At 44.3% G+C, this 18880-nt stretch carries 17 protein-coding genes and 1 tRNA gene; 3 read left to right on the plus strand and 15 right to left on the minus strand.

What is annotated here, in order from left to right; genetic code table 11:
• Positions 1-91: 91 nt before the first annotated feature.
• The 11 genes from ACLWOR_RS13170 to ACLWOR_RS13220 all read right to left on the minus strand — a co-directional run bounded on the left by ACLWOR_RS13170 (position 92) and on the right by ACLWOR_RS13220 (position 11678).
• On the minus strand, positions 92-763 hold the full coding sequence (locus tag ACLWOR_RS13170; RefSeq protein WP_413941211.1) for a hypothetical protein: 672 nt from the start codon (positions 761-763) through the stop codon (positions 92-94).
• Positions 764-1081: 318 nt separating this feature from the next.
• Positions 1082-2092: a VWA domain-containing protein gene (locus ACLWOR_RS13175; RefSeq protein WP_413941212.1), complete on the minus strand. Its 1011-nt coding sequence runs from the start codon at positions 2090-2092 to the stop codon at positions 1082-1084.
• Between the two features lie 3 nt (positions 2093-2095).
• The gene (locus ACLWOR_RS13180) at positions 2096-3685 is read right to left on the minus strand and encodes a tetratricopeptide repeat protein (protein WP_413941213.1); all 1590 of its coding nucleotides are present in this window, start codon (positions 3683-3685) and stop codon (positions 2096-2098) included.
• Complete coding sequence (locus ACLWOR_RS13185) at positions 3685-4395, minus strand: outer membrane beta-barrel domain-containing protein (RefSeq protein WP_413941214.1); 711 nt, start codon at positions 4393-4395, stop codon at positions 3685-3687. The genes ACLWOR_RS13180 and ACLWOR_RS13185 overlap by 1 nt, the downstream gene beginning before the upstream one ends.
• Positions 4392-5546 (minus strand): hypothetical protein, encoded by a 1155-nt coding sequence (locus ACLWOR_RS13190; RefSeq protein WP_413941215.1) that lies wholly within the window; start codon positions 5544-5546, stop codon positions 4392-4394. The genes ACLWOR_RS13185 and ACLWOR_RS13190 overlap by 4 nt, the downstream gene beginning before the upstream one ends.
• Positions 5547-5549: 3 nt before the next feature.
• Positions 5550-6686, minus strand: a complete 1137-nt coding sequence (locus tag ACLWOR_RS13195; RefSeq protein ID WP_413941216.1) for an AgmX/PglI C-terminal domain-containing protein — start codon at positions 6684-6686, stop codon at positions 5550-5552.
• Positions 6683-6931: a hypothetical protein gene (locus tag ACLWOR_RS13200; protein WP_413941217.1), complete on the minus strand. Its 249-nt coding sequence runs from the start codon at positions 6929-6931 to the stop codon at positions 6683-6685. The genes ACLWOR_RS13195 and ACLWOR_RS13200 overlap by 4 nt, the downstream gene beginning before the upstream one ends.
• Entirely contained in the window at positions 6931-9921 is a 2991-nt protein-coding gene (locus ACLWOR_RS13205; protein ID WP_413941218.1) for a tetratricopeptide repeat protein, read from the minus strand. The genes ACLWOR_RS13200 and ACLWOR_RS13205 overlap by 1 nt, the downstream gene beginning before the upstream one ends.
• A 63-nt stretch (positions 9922-9984) precedes the next feature.
• Positions 9985-10482: an ExbD/TolR family protein gene (locus tag ACLWOR_RS13210; protein ID WP_413941220.1), complete on the minus strand. Its 498-nt coding sequence runs from the start codon at positions 10480-10482 to the stop codon at positions 9985-9987.
• 15 nt (positions 10483-10497) lie between these two features.
• Complete coding sequence (locus ACLWOR_RS13215) at positions 10498-10953, minus strand: ExbD/TolR family protein (RefSeq protein WP_413941221.1); 456 nt, start codon at positions 10951-10953, stop codon at positions 10498-10500.
• Positions 10954-10973: 20 nt separating this feature from the next.
• Positions 10974-11678, minus strand: coding sequence for a MotA/TolQ/ExbB proton channel family protein (locus tag ACLWOR_RS13220; protein ID WP_413941222.1), 705 nt, complete (start codon positions 11676-11678; stop codon positions 10974-10976).
• 238 nt (positions 11679-11916) lie between these two features.
• On the opposite strand from ACLWOR_RS13220, the gene ACLWOR_RS13225 reads away from it, so the two are divergent.
• Positions 11917-12126, plus strand: coding sequence for a CsbD family protein (locus ACLWOR_RS13225; protein WP_413941223.1), 210 nt, complete (start codon positions 11917-11919; stop codon positions 12124-12126).
• 360 nt (positions 12127-12486) lie between these two features.
• Here the strand turns inward: ACLWOR_RS13225 and ACLWOR_RS13230 are convergent, their stop codons facing one another.
• The gene (locus ACLWOR_RS13230; protein ID WP_413941224.1) at positions 12487-12951 is read right to left on the minus strand and encodes a hypothetical protein; all 465 of its coding nucleotides are present in this window, start codon (positions 12949-12951) and stop codon (positions 12487-12489) included.
• 278 nt (positions 12952-13229) lie between these two features.
• Here ACLWOR_RS13230 and ACLWOR_RS13235 point away from each other — a divergent pair, with 278 nt between their 5' ends.
• Positions 13230-13919 carry a hypothetical protein gene (locus ACLWOR_RS13235; RefSeq protein WP_413941225.1) on the plus strand — a complete coding sequence of 230 codons (690 nt, stop codon included), beginning with the start codon at positions 13230-13232 and terminating at the stop codon, positions 13917-13919.
• A 129-nt stretch (positions 13920-14048) separates the two neighbouring features.
• Here the strand turns inward: ACLWOR_RS13235 and tsaA are convergent, their stop codons facing one another.
• From tsaA to ACLWOR_RS13250, 3 genes are all read right to left on the minus strand, one after another.
• Positions 14049-14786: a tRNA (N6-threonylcarbamoyladenosine(37)-N6)-methyltransferase TrmO gene (tsaA, locus tag ACLWOR_RS13240; protein WP_413941226.1), complete on the minus strand. Its 738-nt coding sequence runs from the start codon at positions 14784-14786 to the stop codon at positions 14049-14051.
• A 7-nt stretch (positions 14787-14793) separates the two neighbouring features.
• A complete protein-coding gene (gene ileS, locus ACLWOR_RS13245) occupies positions 14794-17967 on the minus strand; it encodes an isoleucine--tRNA ligase (protein ID WP_413941227.1) in 3174 nt (1057 codons plus the stop codon).
• Between the two features lie 304 nt (positions 17968-18271).
• Complete coding sequence (locus ACLWOR_RS13250) at positions 18272-18403, minus strand: hypothetical protein (RefSeq protein ID WP_413941228.1); 132 nt, start codon at positions 18401-18403, stop codon at positions 18272-18274.
• A 251-nt stretch (positions 18404-18654) separates the two neighbouring features.
• On the opposite strand from ACLWOR_RS13250, the gene ACLWOR_RS13255 reads away from it, so the two are divergent.
• Positions 18655-18737 (plus strand) — tRNA-Leu (locus tag ACLWOR_RS13255).
• Positions 18738-18880: the final 143 nt, after the last annotated feature.

The raw sequence follows: 18880 nt of genomic DNA on the forward strand, positions 1-18880 counted from the left end.
TTCTAACACATTTCAAAGGGCGGCGGGAGCTTAATTTTACCCCCGCCCGCCCGTCAGATCCATTTTATGAGGACTTGAGTGTTTTTCGCCTCTATTGATAGACGTCGACTACAATATATTGGGCATAGCCATTTAGAATTGCAAAAACCTGCTCAGTACCTGAGCCCTTAACTCCCGAGAAAGTCACATTTACACAAGTGCTCCCCGCTGGGACAGTCACAGAGGATGGTACGGATACGCGACCGTAGGCTCCCACCATTTTTACGACGACGCCACCTGCTCCCGCTGCCTGAGTCAGACAAACTTCCGAAGAAGCTGTTTGCCCCACACGCATCGACACCGCCATGGTTCTATGACTAGCTATCCAACCTCGGTAGGCTCCGGAGTAACAATAGAAATTTTGCTTAACAGTATAGACGTTATTGGCAGACGTTTTCATAGCGCTGCCATTAGGGACCAACTGCCCACCTGAAATTCTAAGGCGACATTCTTGATAGATGTTACTGACATCAAAATACATGTAGCGAGTAGCATCGTTCCATGCCTGTCCTGACGTTGTTCCACCTGTACCTGTGATATTTGTACTTCCGATAGCGGTCATTGCAATCGATCCTGCGGGAGCTGAAATCGATGGATAGCTTAACAAGATCGGTGCGACACTTGTCGTTGCTGACGAGGATCCTCCTTTGGCTAATGCGGTCACTGATAAAGCAAGTGCACATAGTCCTGCGATCGTTACTCGTGATAACTGAGCTGTCTTCATTTGTTCCCCCATGTTGTGAAAGGCTGTTGCGTTCTTCTTGATTAACAAAATCAGAATAGGGATTTCGCTTGAAAAACAAAATAGCGAAGAGTTCGACAGCAAATTCGAACCCGCCTCAGACCGAGACCGCGGAAATTACAATCAGGACAAGATTGATCTTATAGAATAAATTGAATTAGAGGACTGCACTTCTGTCGAACTTATTTTCTACTCTCTGAATGATCGTCACAACAAGTAGATAAAATATGTTTCCGGATTAAAAGAAAACGCCGCAATCTAAGATCACGGCGAGAGCGATTGACTTGATAGTCATTAAGTTTAATTCAAATCAATAATATCGTAAACGATACTGAGCTGAGTTCCATCGGGTTGCTGCGACCATTGAATCTGATGACCGAACTCAATTGTGTTCGTGGCATCACGATACGTCCAACCCATATGGTAATCATTTGGAATTTCTTGAGTACCCCATTTTACACGAATCGTTTCTCTTTTAGGAATACGGCCCAACTTCACAGAACCAGCAGAGCGCTCCACGATATCTTGTGCGAATTCAGCTAGCTTTGTGCCATAGTCCGTTGAACACAAGCTCAAGATATTATCTTGCTTCGCATTTCCGTTCGCAGTCATCGCTAAGAACTCTTCAAGTTTCGAGTCTACATCTTCGCCAGCAGTGCAAACTTTGGCGTTGGCCACTGTGCGAATCACGCCATAACCCAAAATTTTTCTTTTATCGACTTTTTTGCGGATCAAGAAGTCCATAAATTCTTTAGGACTTGTTCGAGATTGCTCATTCGCATCCGTGATGATGATAATCGCAAGGTAGGCATCTTGACGATAAAAACCTGCATTTTCACCCGCCTCAAGTGCAGGGCTCAAAGCCGCCATCACCGGTGTGAACATCACTTCTGTCACCGAACCACCTGTTCCAAGTACCATTCGTCTCGACAAAGATTGCACGAGGTTTGGAGTTGTTCTTTCAACGTATGACGGATAACCCTGAAGCTTACCCGACTCTGTGTATCTCTCCATATCTGTTGAAATCACGCCCACATGATAATCCAAGACTGGCATTTTCGACAAAGCATCCGCGAACATGTAAGCATTCGTTTCTAAGCTTTTTTGAACGCTGGACATACTGCCTGAATTATCGATCACGAAAAGAATATCCACCTTTGGAGAGAAATAAGCCACATCTGTCGGCTTTTCTGAATATTCAACATCAGGAATAACAGGTTTCGGCACTAGCTTAGTCGCCGAATTAGTGTCACATCCTGCAAGAATAAAGAGCACAGCAAATGTCGCAATAAATCGCTGAAACAGTTTCATCTCTTATTCCTTTGCTGCCGTTTTAGCGCAGCCTTTTTTAATATCCACTTTGAAGTTTGAAAGTTCGTCGAACCAAACTTCGTTGCTGTCTGCAAAATTCATAGCGTACTTATCAGCAGAACCGGTCGTTCCTTTTTTAAGTTCCGCGGCTCCTGCGTTTTTCATAATTCTGTCTGAAGAATCCACTTGTTGAATCATTTCAACTTCGACGATGCGAAGACGTTGCAGGACCTGTTTTGAGTCCTCAAGTTCCGCTTTCGCCAAATTTTGCACTCGCGAATAAGCTGCATCTTTGCTCACTTGCGAACGTGCGATCACTTCTTGTTTCAGAGTATCAAAACGACCTTGCAAGTTACCAAAAACCAGAGAACGAGCATAGAGCTGTTCAGCAGTTTCTGATTCTTTTACAAGCGCGTTTTGTTTTCTCAGGCTCAATGTCAGTTGCTCATCACGAGAAACATTCATTGGCAAAAGGTGAGCACTTTGTCCCAATTTTTCAACAGATTGAGGACCCGCGTTCATCGCTGTCATTAAAGTCTCAACTGATTTCTGGTGAGGATTCGCCGAAAGTTTCTCAAGAGCTGCAAGGTGCTCGCCGTACTGACCTTTAAGACCTTTCATGATCTTCATCACACCTGGATAATCACAGACTTTAAGACTGCTAAATGCACCCAATAAGTGGGACTCCATACCAACCCAACCTTTAAACTGCGGGTAAGTTAGTGTCTTCGTCACTGAAAGGGCATTTTGTGGCTCACCTTTTCTCATGTATGCCCAAGCCAGTTCTTCTTGTGCCATAAACCAGTAATCAGATTTCTTTCTGATTTTTTTATAGTACTGGGTTGAAGCATCCAAGAAACCGTTTTGGTATAAAAGACGTCCTGCTGTGATCGTCATCAAATCTGGATCAATCGGGTTATTTGGACTTTTCATCAAGTGCGCAAGAACTTGAGCTGCCTTCGCAGAATCCCCTTTGATTCCCAGATTCAAAACAAGTTGCCATTGCAAAGTGGCTCTTTCTTTAGAATCGGGAGCCGTTTTCTTAATGAGCTCCGTCAACGTAGCAAGATCGGCATCCACGTAGTTCTTTTGCAAAAGAACTGCCATTTCAGCTTTATCACCGAAGACTTGATTCCAATATGGATTCCAAGTGACCTCAGCTAGACTCCAAACAGAGTCATCACTACCAAGACTTTCTTTCCAGAGACTCACGATTGTCGCATCGATTTTTTGTGGCTCTGAAATTTTAAACAAAGATTCAACGCCCGTGATACGAAGGCCGTTTTTATAGTACAACCACGATTCAAGGGCCTTGCCTGTTGGCGACTTCGCAAAATCAGAAGCACCGTAAGCCATGGACCATTGAAACAACGCTTTTTCGTAGTTTTTTTCAGTCAGTTGTTGAAAGAAAATATTTTGTTCAGCTGTCGAAGGCATGATGGCCTTTTTCAGCTTTTGCACTTCTTCACTTTCCACATAGGGAACTGCGTGAGTCGCAGACTTCCCTTCTAGGATTTGCATCAAATCATCTTCAGCAAATGCTCCTTGCGATGCAAGGAGGCAGGCGCCCAAGATCAAGACTTGTGATTTCATCATAACATCCAACCCATTTGCACGGATGCAACACCCGTTAGCATGTTTTGAGACTTGTCATAGTATTGAGCGGTGTATTGCTCGCCACGGTATTCCACACGAGTCGTCATATGACGGCCCAACCAGAATCCCATTCCGACACCTAAAGTCGCCAGCGGAGATGAACCATTTGAAAGTTCAATCGTGCCGTAACCCGCAGTCAGGTAAGTATCAAAGTGCGCAACACCACGTTTACCAAAGCTCAATTTACCAACAACTGGATACCAGTTCACAAAACCTAAGACTTCAGATTTTTGATAAACGACTTGAGGGTAAAGGTAATTTGGATCTTTTGGATTGGCATCTGCAGCTTGATTCGCACGCTCGACCATTTCTTTACCTTCTGGAGTCAAGGCATTGAACGAATAGTTGTACTTCGCTCCTACGCTCCAGCTTGGATTGATATGATAGTGAACGTTCATACCAGCACTTGTTGTGCGATTATAAGTATCCCCACCATTTGCCACGCCTGAGAACTCAGGAGCAAATTCAAAGCGACGAGATCTCTCAACAAAGCGGTTTTGCACGACATTGTTTTCGATTTCTGGATTTAAAGCTTTGGCTTTTTCATACAAAGCCTGATTACCACCGAAACTATCTAGTTCCTGTTCAACGTCTGCAAAAGCACTTGGTGTCACCAAAAGTGCGAAAATAAGTGCAAGATTTTTCATGGTTTCACCTCTTTAACATTTACGCTGAAATAGTTTGTCGAAGTAATTTTTCTTGTCGACGTTCTTGATGTTGTTTCAACCTCAAGACGAGCTTTGTAGTAACCAGACTTCGCGTTGCGTGCATCGACGACAGCTTCACAATATGCCAAAGACTGATTGTAAGCGTCAGATGTGCATTGAATCGAGCTTCCTGGCATATCTTTAGCCAAATCTTCAACGACTTTAACAGAAATGCTATTTACCGCAGTCGGATCATAAACGCTAAATGCAACCGTCTTCACTTCACCTACGAAGATTTGCAAAGTTTTATCCATTGTTGAACGCGGAGATTTCAGTTCTGGATCGTAAGTCACGACTTTTTCGATAGTTGCTGATGTAAGGCCGGACTTTGCAATTGCAGCAATTGCAAAGCAGTACTTACCTGCGCGCAGTGAGCTGACTTGGCGAAGGTTCAATGCAACCACACCTTCAAATGTTCCGTTGTTCATGTCTTTAAGGAACGTACGATCGATATACGCATAAGAACTCAAAGAGTCGTAAGCAGAATTTGAAGTACAAGCTCTTGTCACGATATCAACGTCATCTTTTGATTTTGCATCAAGATCTTCGATTTCAAATTTATAGCTGAATGACTTTCCACCTTCGACAATATCATTCCCCGTGAAGGCTTTAATTGTTGGGCGGCGGAAGCTATTCATAACATTGAACGTGATCACTTTTGCTTCTGAATTAGAAACAGATTCATTAGGCCCCAACAGCGTGCGAATTCCCACACGAAGTGTAAACTGAGCTGAAATAGCTCCTGCTAGCATTTCATGTGTCGGAATCCAACGGAATTCACCAGTTGCCGCATCAAATGTCGCCCCTGGAAAGTCCGCCAAATTATCCACCATCAATTCAAAATCAACACCGGGATACATCACGCGGCCACTGATTTTAAATTCAATAGGCTGTCCAACTTGACCGTCCACTTGATTTGGAGAATCGATTTGCAATCCCTCTTTAGGACGAGGTTTTGGTTGAATGGGTTTGTTTTGATCTGGCAAACCACCTTCAGCTACTTGATCATCAACACCGTCCAACGGATCTTGTTGAAGGCTGCAAGCAGACACCATTAAAGCACTTGCGATAAGAGCGATTAATAATTTCATATTTTACCCCTGACCTGTTCTACGTAGTACAAACGGATAAGTAACTTTCACATCCACTCCACCTTGTGGCAGAGGGAATTTCCATGTCTTAAGGCGCATGGTAATGCAGTCCTCAACACCTTTATTTGCTAACGAAGAACTCTCCACGTTAGCTGCTTTAACAAGACCATTTCCACCGATGGTAAATGCCATTGCAACACGACCGCTCAAGCCTGCATTTCCCTGCAATGCTTGCTCATAACAGAAACGAACTTGACCCAAATTACGACGAATCACTTCATCGATTTGCGCTTTATCAAGACCCGCTGCCACTTCGGCTTCCGCTCCAAGAGGAACTGGAGCACCACCAGCAGAACCGACTAAAGAAAGACTTCCGTAACCCGCCTGGCCACCGCCTTTACCTTTTGTTCCGTATCCGCCACCACCTGAAATATTTTGTCCAGGCCCAAGAGGAGCAGAGTTGATACCTTTTCCATATAATGAAGTCTGCACCCCACCGCTGCCACCTGTGCCACCAAGCCCTGCGCCCGCAGTCGTATTCACGGCACCTAAATTCAAACCACCACGATTTTTACCAGACTTTAAACTGCCTAGAACTGATAATGCGCCAGAGCGTTTCACCATCTCTGCATTTTTCTTCGTCGGCATTGTTGTTGCCGTTGGATCCGCCATGTTTGTCGCCATTGTTGTTGGCGTAACAGCCTTACGTTGCTCAACGTGTTTTACAATCTTAACGACTTGCTGAATAAGTTCTTGTTCTACTTTTACCGACTCACGAGGAGCAAACATAAAGATTGAAACAAGCAGAAGAAACAAAGCCCCTGCCGCTGCAATAGACATACGGATATCATTTGTCGCCTCTTCTTTAACATATCCGTCTGTTGGAACTGCGTTGACTTCGTTAACAAGACGAAGTGAACCGTAGTTACCGATTGCGACTTTCTTTGTACCCATTTCATCAAAATCAAGATCCGCGATTTTCGAGAATTTGATTTTCTTTTGAAGAAGACCTTCTACATTGCTGACCACTTCAAGACGTTTCGTATCTTGACGGTGAATCAACTGCCCCCGCTTTTGATTCAGCGGAATCTGACGAAAGACGTTTCCCTGTTTGTCTTCAAGAACTAATCTTAAACTCATTTCGACTCCACCTCACCCAAAGTCGCTGATTGCTTCATGCGATCTTTGAAATCACCACGCACACCAATCAAGCTATTTAGGACTTTATCTTCTTCAACTGTCGTCACCGCTTCGTCATTAAAGTGGTATTGACCGCCGACCAAAAGGTCTTCGAAGTTCACATCAGTTTGAGTGTTTTTTTTCGTTTCAGGTGCGGCACCTGAGACAGAACCAATAAATACAAGCAAAAGAGCTGCGTATTTCATCACTGTTGTTTCTCCTTCGTTTCAGAATCTTTTTTTGCGACTGTCGCCAAACGTGATTCGAGATAATCCACCATACTTTGGCGTTGAGCTTTTTTCTCAAGTGCGATCACGTCTTGGATCGCAGCTGGCGCAAATGGATTTTGTTTCAAATTCAAACGCGCCTTTTCCATTTCAGCCAATGTTGGACGTTCTTGACCCGCTGGCGTGATTTTCTGCAAATCGCCTGCAAGTGCTGTCCAGTTTGGTTTGTGGTCATCTGGTGCGATTGCTGCAATGGAAGAGACTTCTTTAGAAATCACTGCGATCCACTCGGAGTTTTGATTTGCGAATTGGCGGTAATTGTCGAGTGCTGATTTTTGTGACCAGAACTCTTTCACTTTAATTTCAGCCATTTGCGCTTTGTTTTGATTTGGTGCCACTTGTTGCGACAACAACATCAAATACTCTTGCTCTTGTTCTGGGCTCAGACCTGCTGGCATTGGAAGAGACAACACTTCATTGTAGAAACGTTGATTTTCTTTTGCTACCAAATCCAATGTCATCAATTGCGATGTCCAATCACCCAAAGCAATTGCACGATTCGTTAGAGCATCCATTTTATCAAGCATGCTGACGCGAGCTTTCAATGTTGCCGCCATGACTTTTTGATTTTTGCCATCAACTTGATGAGTTGAAAGATTTGTTGAAAGAGCTTTCAAATCCTCAAGGATCAAGATTCTTTCAGCCATCACGTAGGCATCTTGTTTGTTCGAACCGCGCTCTTTGACCGCTTTTTCAAGAACTTTACGATCTTGCGAAGCTATGTACACTGTCATCACGGTACGAGCGTAAAGACCAGGGTTTGACTTCATATAAGGTTTGTATGTTTCAAGATCCTTAATAGGATTTTTTGAAATACGAACCAATTGAGCCGCGATCAGAGCTTTCTTCTCAGCGTCTTTAGATTCTTTTAAATACTGTTGGTAGTACCCTTGAGGATCTTTTTCAGCTAGTTCCGTGTACAAAGCTAGTTTCAAAACCTTTTCGTCTTGAGACAAACCAGCAAACTTCATTTGTTCCGCGGCCTTAAGTGCAGAAGCGAAATCAAGTTCTAACTCTGCAAACCACATTTTGCGTCCCAAGGCGAACTCGCGCTCGTCAGGAGTCAGGTTATTTTCACGAAGCAAGTCTTCAACCGCAACGCGAGCTTCGGTGATTCGGTTTAGCTTTTCGCTAAGAAGAACTTTATTCTTCAAGTAAACCTTGCGATCTTCAGCGCTGGCTTCAGCTGGAATAAAACCTGCCAACACAGCCAAAGCTTGATCTGGTTGCTTTTCAGCTAACTTCGCAGATTGCGCCAAGATAGATTTTTGTTGAACGCTTTGGAAATCCGCTTTTTTAGATGGGAATTTCACGGCGAACTCGCTTGCCCATTGTTGCAAGCGCGTGTCGTCTTTAAGCAATCCCACAGCATCGAGCGCTAAATCAGCGGCTTGAATGCGGATTTGTTGAGAACCTTCATTCATCATAGCTAAAGCTTTCAACTGATCAGCCGCTGCCGCATAGTCTGCTTTTTGATAAACGGCGTAAGCTTTTTGATACTGAACGTCCAAAGTTTTCGTATGAAGAACTGATTGTTGTAAGTAATCGTCTTGAGCTGAAATCAAAAGCTTTTCGTTTTTAGACTTTTCAGCTACTTCGATACCTAAAAGAAGATTTTTCTCTAGCTTATCTGCCAAGGTCTTTTTCGCAGAAGCATCTTTCTCTGTTTGATAGTGAGCGAGCATCAAGCCGTTTGCTTGCGCTGTCCACTGAGCTGACTGAGAGTAATTTTCCACTTGAGCTGCGGCTTGTGCAGCCCAAACGAACATATCCTCATCTTGAGAAAATACTTTAAGATAATCGTCGTAAGCTGCGATAAGTCCAGGTGAAGCTTTTGTTGCCTCAATACGATTCCAGCCGATAACGAAGTTACGAAGTCCCTTAAAAGAATCTTCGCAAGACGTTTTGTCACAGCCCGTGCCGCCCCAAAGATTCAAAGCCATTGTGTAAGCTTTTGAAGCAGGCTCCATACGTTTCAGGTCAAAGTTTAACTGAGCAATACGGACTTGAGCTTCCAGGCGAGCTTTAGGATCCGTTTGTTTTTGATAAACAAAATCCCAAACTTTCAAATCCATTTCTTTTTGATCCAGGCGCAAACCTTCACGCGCAAGCAACGTCACTTGCTGCAATTTGAACGCTTGTGGAGTCAGGTTGTAGAGAGTCTCCGCATCACCTTCTTTGATTCCACGGGAAGCCATGAAGGTCACAAGGTCATGGGAAACTTCTTCTAAGAATTGCATATCAGCAGCACCGCGAGAAAGCGCTGCGCGAGATTGCAATTTCGGATTTTGCAGAATTTGCTGCAATTGAGATAAAGCCATTTCCATTTCACCTAAACGGAAAGAGCACCACGCACGACGGTAAGCTGCCAAACCTTGTGAGCCAGCGCCTTCTGTTGCAAGGACCTTTTCATAGAGTGATTGGGCTTTTTTATAATCTGATTTTCTAAAGGCCATTTCAGCTAAAGACAAATAAGCTTCAGCCTTTTCTAGTGGCGAGTTCGAAGAAAGCAAAACGCTCTCGTAGTTCTTTTCTGCTTTGACGGCATCACCTTGAACTTCAAGGATGTGACCCATTTGCAAAAGAACTTTCGACGAAGCATTTGTCGGAATTTTTGCAAGAGCTTCCGTATAATAAGACAACGCTTTTTCGCGATCCTTTTTACCAGCTTCGCAAACCGTGCAGCCTTCACCCATTTCTTTAACAGTGGCTTGGCGAGCACGCTCGGCATGCAAATCCCCAAGGCGCATCAAAACTGCTGCACGTGCAGGATCGGCCGGAGCCAAATTCATTTGCACTTGTGTGAGTTTTTGAATGAGAAGATCCTGAGTTGTGCCCGAACCTTCTGTTTGTGCGTGAACAACTGTTCCAGCGCTCAGAGCTAGAACCATAAATCCATTTAAAAGCATAGAGACCCCCTCGTCTCAGTCATGACCGGCGTGACAACCACCGGCCATGTACCTTCATGGTAACTATTTAGCGACGACAGCAAACTTGATGTCGCTGTATCCAGCCTGATTCATGGCTAAGATAATTTGATTCAAGAGATCGTATTTGACTCGACGGTCTGCTTGAATTGTCGCGATACCCGGGAATTCCTGTCCTGGGTGAATTTCTTGATACTTCTTACGCATTTCCAGCAATTCTGCTGTGATCGAATCTGCAGTGACAAGTTTGCTTTCGACAAAGATTTTTCCTTCATCGATCTTGATCACCGGATTTCTTTCAAGAACATCGGCTAAATGAGCTTTTGGCAGCTCCATGTTTTTACCCATGAACAGAACTTCACCTGTCGAGGAGAAATTCATCAAAAGAAAGATCACAAGAATGGAAAAGGCGTCGATCAAAGCCGTCAAAAGCAAATCTGCATGCACGTGGCGTTTCAACTTTGCTCCGCGCGGATTGATGATCGAATTGGACTCCAAAGTTCCCATTAAAACGGATTGTTTTAAGATACCATTGGAAAGCATAAAACCCCGTCCTTTCTAGAGTGGAGACACACCTAAATCTGTCATGCCGTTCTTTTTCAAACGGTCCATGGCATCGATAATATCTTCATAGGATGTTGAAGCCGTTGGTTGGATCAAACCAGTGTTCAAAGAAGGCTCCACTTGCTTCAACGAAGCGAGCGCCTTTTCGAAACCTGCCCAGTCAACTTTGCTATCAACTTGCGCAACACGAAGCTTACGAAGAGCCGCCGGCACAAGAGAGCTTTGTTGAACTTCCAGATCCAAATCACCTTTTGCTGTCATACGAACCCAAACTTGCGGAGTCTTTTTAGTGTCCTCTTTGGCTTGGCCGCCGACAGCTTGCTTCACGTTCATTGAGCCCACATTCAACCAAACTGCCGTGATCAACAAAAAGCAGATCGAAACCGACAGCAAGTCGATGAATGGAATCAAGTTCACTTCAAAATCTAATACTTTTTTCGAGTGTTTCATTCAACACCGACTCTCTTTTGTTAAGAGTTAACTTCGGCTTGGCGATCTGCTTTAGAAGTCTTCACTTGGTAAGAAGTGATAGGCTCATAAGAGTAGCTCAACCAGTTGAAAACTTTCAAACCACCTTGGTTCAAGTCTTCAGCCAAACGATTGGCGCGGTTTTGCAAGATGGCGTAAGCAACAAGTGCCGGGATTGCCGTGATCAAACCGTAGGCAGTCGCATTCATCGCTTCCGAGATACCAGCTGACAACAAGCTTGCTTTTTCAGCAGGGTTCGCAAACGCAACGGCCGCGAAAGACTTGATCATACCTGTGATTGTTCCAAGAAGACCTGTTAGAGTTGCTACGTTTCCAAGCATAGAAAGGAAAGCTGTACGACGATCAAGATGAGCGTTTTCCTCAAGTAAAACTTCATCCATTTTACCTTGGATTTCATCTTTGCCGCCGAAATTTTTAGCAGCGATACCACCAGCTGCTACAGCGCGAGCTACCGGATTTTGCGCCATCATCGCTTGAGCTTTAGAAATCAAATTGTCCATTTCGCCGCGACGGATGTTTTCTTCAAAACCCAACGCGATAGATGTTTGATCCAATTTACGACGGATATAGAGTGCGTAAACGCGCTCGATGATAATAGCGATTGAAAAGATTTGGATAAGCAAAATAGGCCACATCCAAAAGCCACCATGTTCAAAAGCCAATGCAATCTTAGTTAGAAATTCCATAAAACCCCTCCAATACAGATAATTACAGATCAAGGTCTAGGTCGATGTAAAGACAATTGATCTTTGACACGTTCAGCTAATTTTTTGTCCACAAGCCATTTTTTGGTCATGATTTTGTTATGAAATCCTCTACTAGCGCGAGAGACAGGCGATGCAATTCAACAGGGAAATGTAGATTTGGTCTTCCGAAAAAAATGAAACGGCGTTTTGATAGAGGTGTTCCTACCAGGAGGTTTTTATGAATAAAGATACTGTCCAAGGTGATTGGAAAATCATGAAAGGCAAAATCAAACAAGCCTGGGGAAAATTAACCGACGACCAAATTGATATGGCCGAAGGCAACCTCGACAAGCTTGAAGGTGAAATTCAAAAAAGCTACGGCATCAGTAAAGATGAAGCGCATGAAAAATACAGCGAATGGAAAAACAAAATAAACAGACGCGTATAAAGAGGTGATGATTATGTCATCAGGTCACAATCGCCATAAAGGCTTTAGTCAAACGAGTAAAAGATATGATGGTGCTCTGAAAGAAGAACACCAAAGAGGTCGAAGCAAACAACATTCGACCGAGACCGCAAAAAGCACTTTGGACGATAAAGCTCCAAAGGATGATAGTTCAGTCGGTAGAAAAGTAACACAAGCCACTTAATGGGCTATATCTACCAAGACTGACACATAAAACAAAAAGACCCACCAGGAATACTCTGCTGGGTCTTTTGTTTTTGAAGGTACCTGCTTACTTTCGTGTTGATTTGGTACCAGTATCTTTTCGCGCTGTGACTCCGTCAATAATTTTATTCAAGATTCTTACTGTGGGGTGTGGACTACTATTACTTTGTAAAGTCGTTTTCCGTTTAAGTTATAAAACGTTTTGTCTTCGATGATATTACCTTCGATGTCTTTCATGAAGCTCCCCTTCATGATGTGTTTTCGGCCTGACATTTTATTTTCAAGATGTGCTGTAAAGAAAATATCCTCCAGACCCCACGAGAAAGCTTCTGTAGTTTTGAAATTGAATTCATCAAAAATCACACGTGATACGCCATCAAGCAGAATGTCTTTTCGAAAAGCACTGCCATCTGCGTATTTATAGTCCATTATCAAACGTTCGCACCCAATCTGCGTAAACGTCAAAAAGAGTTCGTTATGCCCCTCTTCTATAGAGCGATATTCTCCCGAAAAATCGGTACAAGCTTCAGCAATTAATCCTGTCGATATAAATCCCCCGATGAGGAAGAGAATTGTCAGTAAATGCTGCAGCTTTGATTTCATAACCACCTCCAACAAGCTTACTTCTCTAACATACCCAAGAGCTTAAAGACTAGATCAGTGCACCTAACTTGGGAAATTACAAATTGAAGGTACCCTCTCCTAGTCACAGTCACCCCTGAGGATTTTACCTTATCGACAAATCTTTAGACAGGCGAAATCCCACCTTCCCCGCGTAATATCCTTATAAGAGTGGCAAAGTTCTCGCATTCCAAGCGCTCGTCAAAATAAACAAAAATGTCGAGGACGCCATTCTCGGCCTAATCCGGAAAGGTACATGTATGAAAAAAGTGATCGTACTTGCTGCTGGTTGCCTTCTTGCTGTTTCAGCTATCGCGCAATCTTTTAATATCGAACAAAAGGCTTTGGATATCGCTCGCGAAATCCAACAAAGAAGTCCTTACCTTACTGAAAGCCAACGATATGAAATCGCTCGTGACCTTGAATCAATCCGTCGTACATTGCGTAACGAAGGTGGCTCAAACCAAGGTCGTCCGAATCGCCCAGACCGCTACCAAAGTGACCTTGCGTGTATTTCACGCGACAGCGACAACAGAGCTCCATTTATCATCGTTATCCGTGATGGTGTTGATTCTCGTAGAACGAATGCGATGTTTAGAACAATGGATGAATGTACGACAGCTCTTCACTCAAGCATTCGCCTAGGCCGCTCTTCAGTATTCTGCTCTGCTCGCGATGGTGACAGCCGCGCACCTTTCGTGCTAAATGCTGTTTCTCGTAATGGAGTTGAGCGCATTAACGGAGTTACTTACGGTTCAATGAGTACATGTAATGACCTAGTAAAAGCAGGTCGCGTTACTCGCTCTGGCAACGCACTATTCTGCGCACCACGCGACGGTGATGACAGAGCTCCATGGGTTGCACTTGAGCTTGATACAGAGAACATGCAAGTTCGTGCGGGCAACCAAACATTCTCGACTAAAGAAGAATGCGTTAATTTCGTACGCTAGTTTTTTAGAATAGTTCAATCCCATGAAAGCCCTGGTCTCACCGATCGGGGCTTTTTTTTTGAAGGTACCTGCTTCTTTTCGTTTCGAAAAAGAACCTGGTACCAAATCGACACGAAAGGAAGCAGGTACCTACAAGAGATCGTAGACGAGGAAGTAGCCTTCACAGATTTCGTATTTGACGTCGTGGCCTAAGAGATCGAAGCCGTAGGTTGTACCCCAGGTTTTGGATTCTTCTGGTGGGAGTTGGCGTTTTTGGAATGCGGGTCTTGGATCGAGTTCTAGAACTTCAATTATTAAAGCTCTTAGATTTCTCTCACCATTTTTATCGTTGTTCTCGATTTTTCTATCGGCTTCCTCTGTGAAGTGCACAGGGTATCTTGGAATCGGCGCTGAAGCCCACCCTGCATTTGCGTCAGGGATTGAGTCTGCGTATGGGATATACGGTTTAATGTCCAAAACGGGCGTTCCATCTAACAGATCGACACCTGAAACGTGAATCTCGGGACCACCTTCTGCTTCCAAATCTACTTTATCTAAAACAACTGCCGACAACCCAATTGGATTTGGACGATGTGGAGAGCGCGAAGCTAGAACACCGACCTTCACGTTTCCGCCTAATCGCGGAGGACGAATGCTCGGTTTCCAATTTCTGCCACCATGTTCATGAAAAACGAAAACAATCCAAAGATGGCTGAATTGTTCTAAACTGCGAAGAGCCGTTTTGAGATCAGGATCGGGATGAATTTTAATCACCCCTTTTGCCTTTGATACGAGGCCCGGTTGGCGAGGGATTCCGAACTTATCGTCGAACGGAGTTCTCACCTCACCAATTGCTGCAAATTCAAAAACCTGCCCGAGCTTTTTCACCTACAACCTACGCGCGCGGAAGTGCTGTCACACCGATTTTGATTGGATCGCCATCGATATCAGAAGCATCAACGTGCTTACCTTTTGGTTCTGCACTCAATGCCAAGATATTCAACTTACCAGTCAAAGTCTCTGACACGATCATTTCTTTGTGCGCATTCAAGGCTTCAAGCAATGAACCTTCACACGCGATTTCAAGAGTGATCTTATCATCCATTTGGAAGTCCGCTGTTTTACGAGCCACTTGGATCTTACGCATGATCTCACGAGCCAAACCTTCACGTTCTTGCTCTGGAGTCACTGTAGGATCGACTTCGATCGATACAACTTGGTGCACAGACAAGTTCGCGTTGTTGCCTTTCGGCGCACGACGGATTTCTACATCTGACAACGAGATCTCTTCACCATCAACAGTGACAGTGCCACCTGCTTCAAGTTTCAAGATGCTTTCAAGAGGCAAGGCCATGATGCCAGCACCTACTGATTTCATTTTTGGACCAAGACGTTTACCCAACACTGGGAAATTCGCCTTAGCAGAAATTTGAACGAAGTTGTCTTCATTAGAATCGTAAGTCACTTTACGGAAATTCAATTCGTCTACGAAGAACGGTTCGAATTTCTTCAAAGTCTCAAGAAGCGAAGAGCTTCTGTGGATGATGCGGATATCGTTCAATGGGATTTTCGCTTTCACGCCGATTTTCTCGCGGTGATTACGTCCCAATGTCACAAGGGTATCCATTGCCTTCACAGCTTCTTCCAATTCTGGGCGAAGCATAGAAAGATCTTCCGCAGGGAAAGATTCCAAATGAACAGATTCTTTTTTATTCGGAAGAACTTGTGCCAAATTCAAGTAAGTCGTTTCCGCCATGAATGGAGCAAACGGCGCCATCAAACGTGACAACGTCACAAGAACTTCATGCAAAGTCTCGTAAGCGTAACGTTTCGTTTCCGGCATGCCTTCTTGCCAGAACAAACTTCTGTTGAAACGGATGTATGTGTTCGTCAAATCTTCGATGAACTGCAAAAGCTGCGGCACAACGTTATACAGACGATACGCGTCCATTTCTTTGTGTGTATTTGCAATCAAACCATTCAAACGCGAAAGAACCCATTGGTCCAAGATATTCGGCGATTTTTTCGCGTCACCTTTTGGTACGAAACCATCGATGTTCGCGTAGTTGGCAAAGAACGAATAAGAGTTCCACCATCTCAATAAAATCTTACGAACGATATCGTAAACACCTTTTTCGGTGAATTTAATCTCTTGCGCTTTTACGACAGGAGAGTCGATCAAATACAAACGCAAAGCATCGGCACCATGTTGATTCAAAACTTCCATTGGGTCTGGATAGTTCTTAAGGCTCTTTGACATCTTACGACCGTCTTCAGCCAAGACCAATCCATTCACGACCACATTTTTGAATGGCGCTTGATTGAACAATGCTGTTCCGATCACCATCAATGTGTAGAACCAACCACGAGTTTGATCCAAACCTTCGGCGATAAAATCAGCTGGGAATGCTTTTTTAAATTCTTCAACGTTGGCTTCAGGGAATCCCCATTGAGCATACGGCATAGAACCCGACTCAAACCAGCAGTCCAAAACGCCATCAACGCGTTTCAAAGCTGACTTCCCAGTTGGTGAAGGAATTGTGATCTTATCAACGAATTCGATGTGAAGATCTTCAACTTTTTGACCAGAGAGTTTTTCAAGCTCAGCACGTGATCCAACAACGATCACTTCGCCTTCCGCATTTCTCCAGATTGGCAATGGCGTTCCCCAGAAACGGTTGCGCGAGATCGCCCAGTCACGAGCATTCTCAAGCCAGTTACCGAAACGACCATCACGAAGATGATCTGGAACCCAAGTCGTGTTTTTGTTATTCGCGACCAAGTTCTCTTTGATTTTTTCAACTGCAACGAACCAAGAAGACACCGCACGATAGATGAGCGGCGTATCCGAGCGATAACAGAATGGGTAACTATGTTGGATCGTATCTTGTTTAAACAATGATCCGCGTTTTTTAAGATCCGCGATGATGTCTTTATCAGCGTCTTTAACACGCTTGCCTTGATGATCCGGAACTTCAGCTGTGAACATACCGTCGTCATCCACTGGATTGACCATTGGGATGCCAGCTTTAGAACACGCAAAGTAGTCTTCCTCACCGAATGCTGGCGCCATGTGTACAACACCCGTACCGCTATCAGTTGTCACGTGATCAGAAGAGATAATGCGGAATGCACCTTTATCAGCGCGATCGCCGAAATAAGGAAGCAAAGGCTCGTAAGTTAAACCGACGAGGTCTTTACCTTTCATCATTTGCAAAACTTCAACTTCTTCATCTGGTTTTTTAAATACAGACGGAAGCAATGCTTGACCCAAGATCAATTTACGACCTGTAGATTTCTCAAGAACTTTGACGTAATCGATATCAAGGCCTACTGCCAACGCTAAGTTGGAAGGCAATGTCCAAGGAGTCGTCGTCCATGCCATCACCGCAGTATCAGACTGATTGATCAACTTGAACATCACTGTGATTGCAGGGTCTTGAACCATTTTATAGTTTTGATTCGCTTCAAAATTTGAAAGCGACGTCGAAATCCCCACAGAGTAAGGAACAACTTTGTAGCCTTCGTAGATCAAACCTTTTTGGAAAAGCTGTTGGAATACCCACCAGACGGATTGCATGAATTCCACGTCCATTGTGAAGTATGGCTTTTCCATATCGACCCAACGACCGACTCTGCGAACTGTGGTTTTCCATTCCGTCGAATAACGTTTTACGATAGAGCGGCAGGCGTTGTTGTAGTTATCAACTCCCCACTTCAAGACGTCTTTACGACTTTCGATTTTATTTGCTTTGTTGATTTCGTATTCGACTGGAAGACCATGACAGTCCCAACCGAAACGACGAGAAACATTGTAACCCTTCATCGTCCAATAACGAGGAACGATGTCTTTCAAAACACCCGCAAGCAAGTGACCATAATGCGGAAGACCTGTCGCAAATGGAGGACCATCATAAAAACTGTAAGTTTTTGAATTTGCAGTCAGAGACTTCTGAAAAATTTGACCCTTATCCCAGAATTCGAGAATTGCTTCTTCTTGCTTGGCAAGTTGAACATCTGGTTTTACGGCTGAATAAGGATTTGTGCGTGTGTTTTGTGCGTTTGTCATAAGCTCTAGAAATTATCAAATCCTAGAGGAGAATGCACGAGTTTCAGGACTCTTTTTGAGTTTTAAAAGACGGACTCATAATGCGAGTTGTCGAAAGAGAATTGATCAAAAAGGTTCAGATGCAAGGCGGAGGGTGCGGCCCGCAGCGCAGGCGTACTTTCAGTACGTCGGAGCGAGGACCGTACCTGACAACGCAGTCAGCTGGGCCTTTTTCATCAATTCAAAAAAAAATGGGGGGCCTGTAGGGCCCCCCGGGACTCTTGAAGGGAACCACCAAACCTTCAAGGAGTCCGCACCTAAAATTTTATTTCCATCTTCGTGTTGTTGCTCTTGCCTCCACACGTGCCGGAGTTCTTGCGATCGTGACCCACAGCGAGTAGATCACCACTCCGGAGTAGAAGAGACAGAACAAGCCTACATCTTGTAGATCTGCCATAACCTTCTTCCCTTCTATTTTTGTCGGCCTTCCTTGGCCTCGGTCGCTTCGGCTGCCATCCTAGCAATCTTCGCTTCCGTGTTAAGAGCGTCCGTGCTCTTACTGTATAGATGCCTGACCACACTTCGGGGGTTAGTGCCGGGGTAAAAAATTGCTAATTTTTTGTACAAATGCCGTATATTGACTCTGGGGTCTAAAAATGTTTAAGTAGTGTTTCCCTCGGTCCAGATAACTGGACGTTTCAGCTGTGCGCGCGGATGGTGGAATTGGTAGACACGTACGTTTGAGGGGCGTATGCGCAAGCGTGAGGGTTCAAGTCCCTCTCCGCGCACCACTTTTTAATTTCTTAGCTGTCTCAGACCTTACAAGAAAGCCTCTCTCAGAAAAAACAGCGCCCTCCACTACCCATTCATATGCGCCGTGAAGACAGTCCCTCTCGATATACTCAGTGATATTTGGAAACACCAGGAAGGAATT

It is taken from the genome of Bdellovibrio sp. HCB2-146 (assembly GCF_047345725.1).
Taxonomy (GTDB): Bacteria; Bdellovibrionota; Bdellovibrionia; order Bdellovibrionales; family Bdellovibrionaceae; genus Bdellovibrio.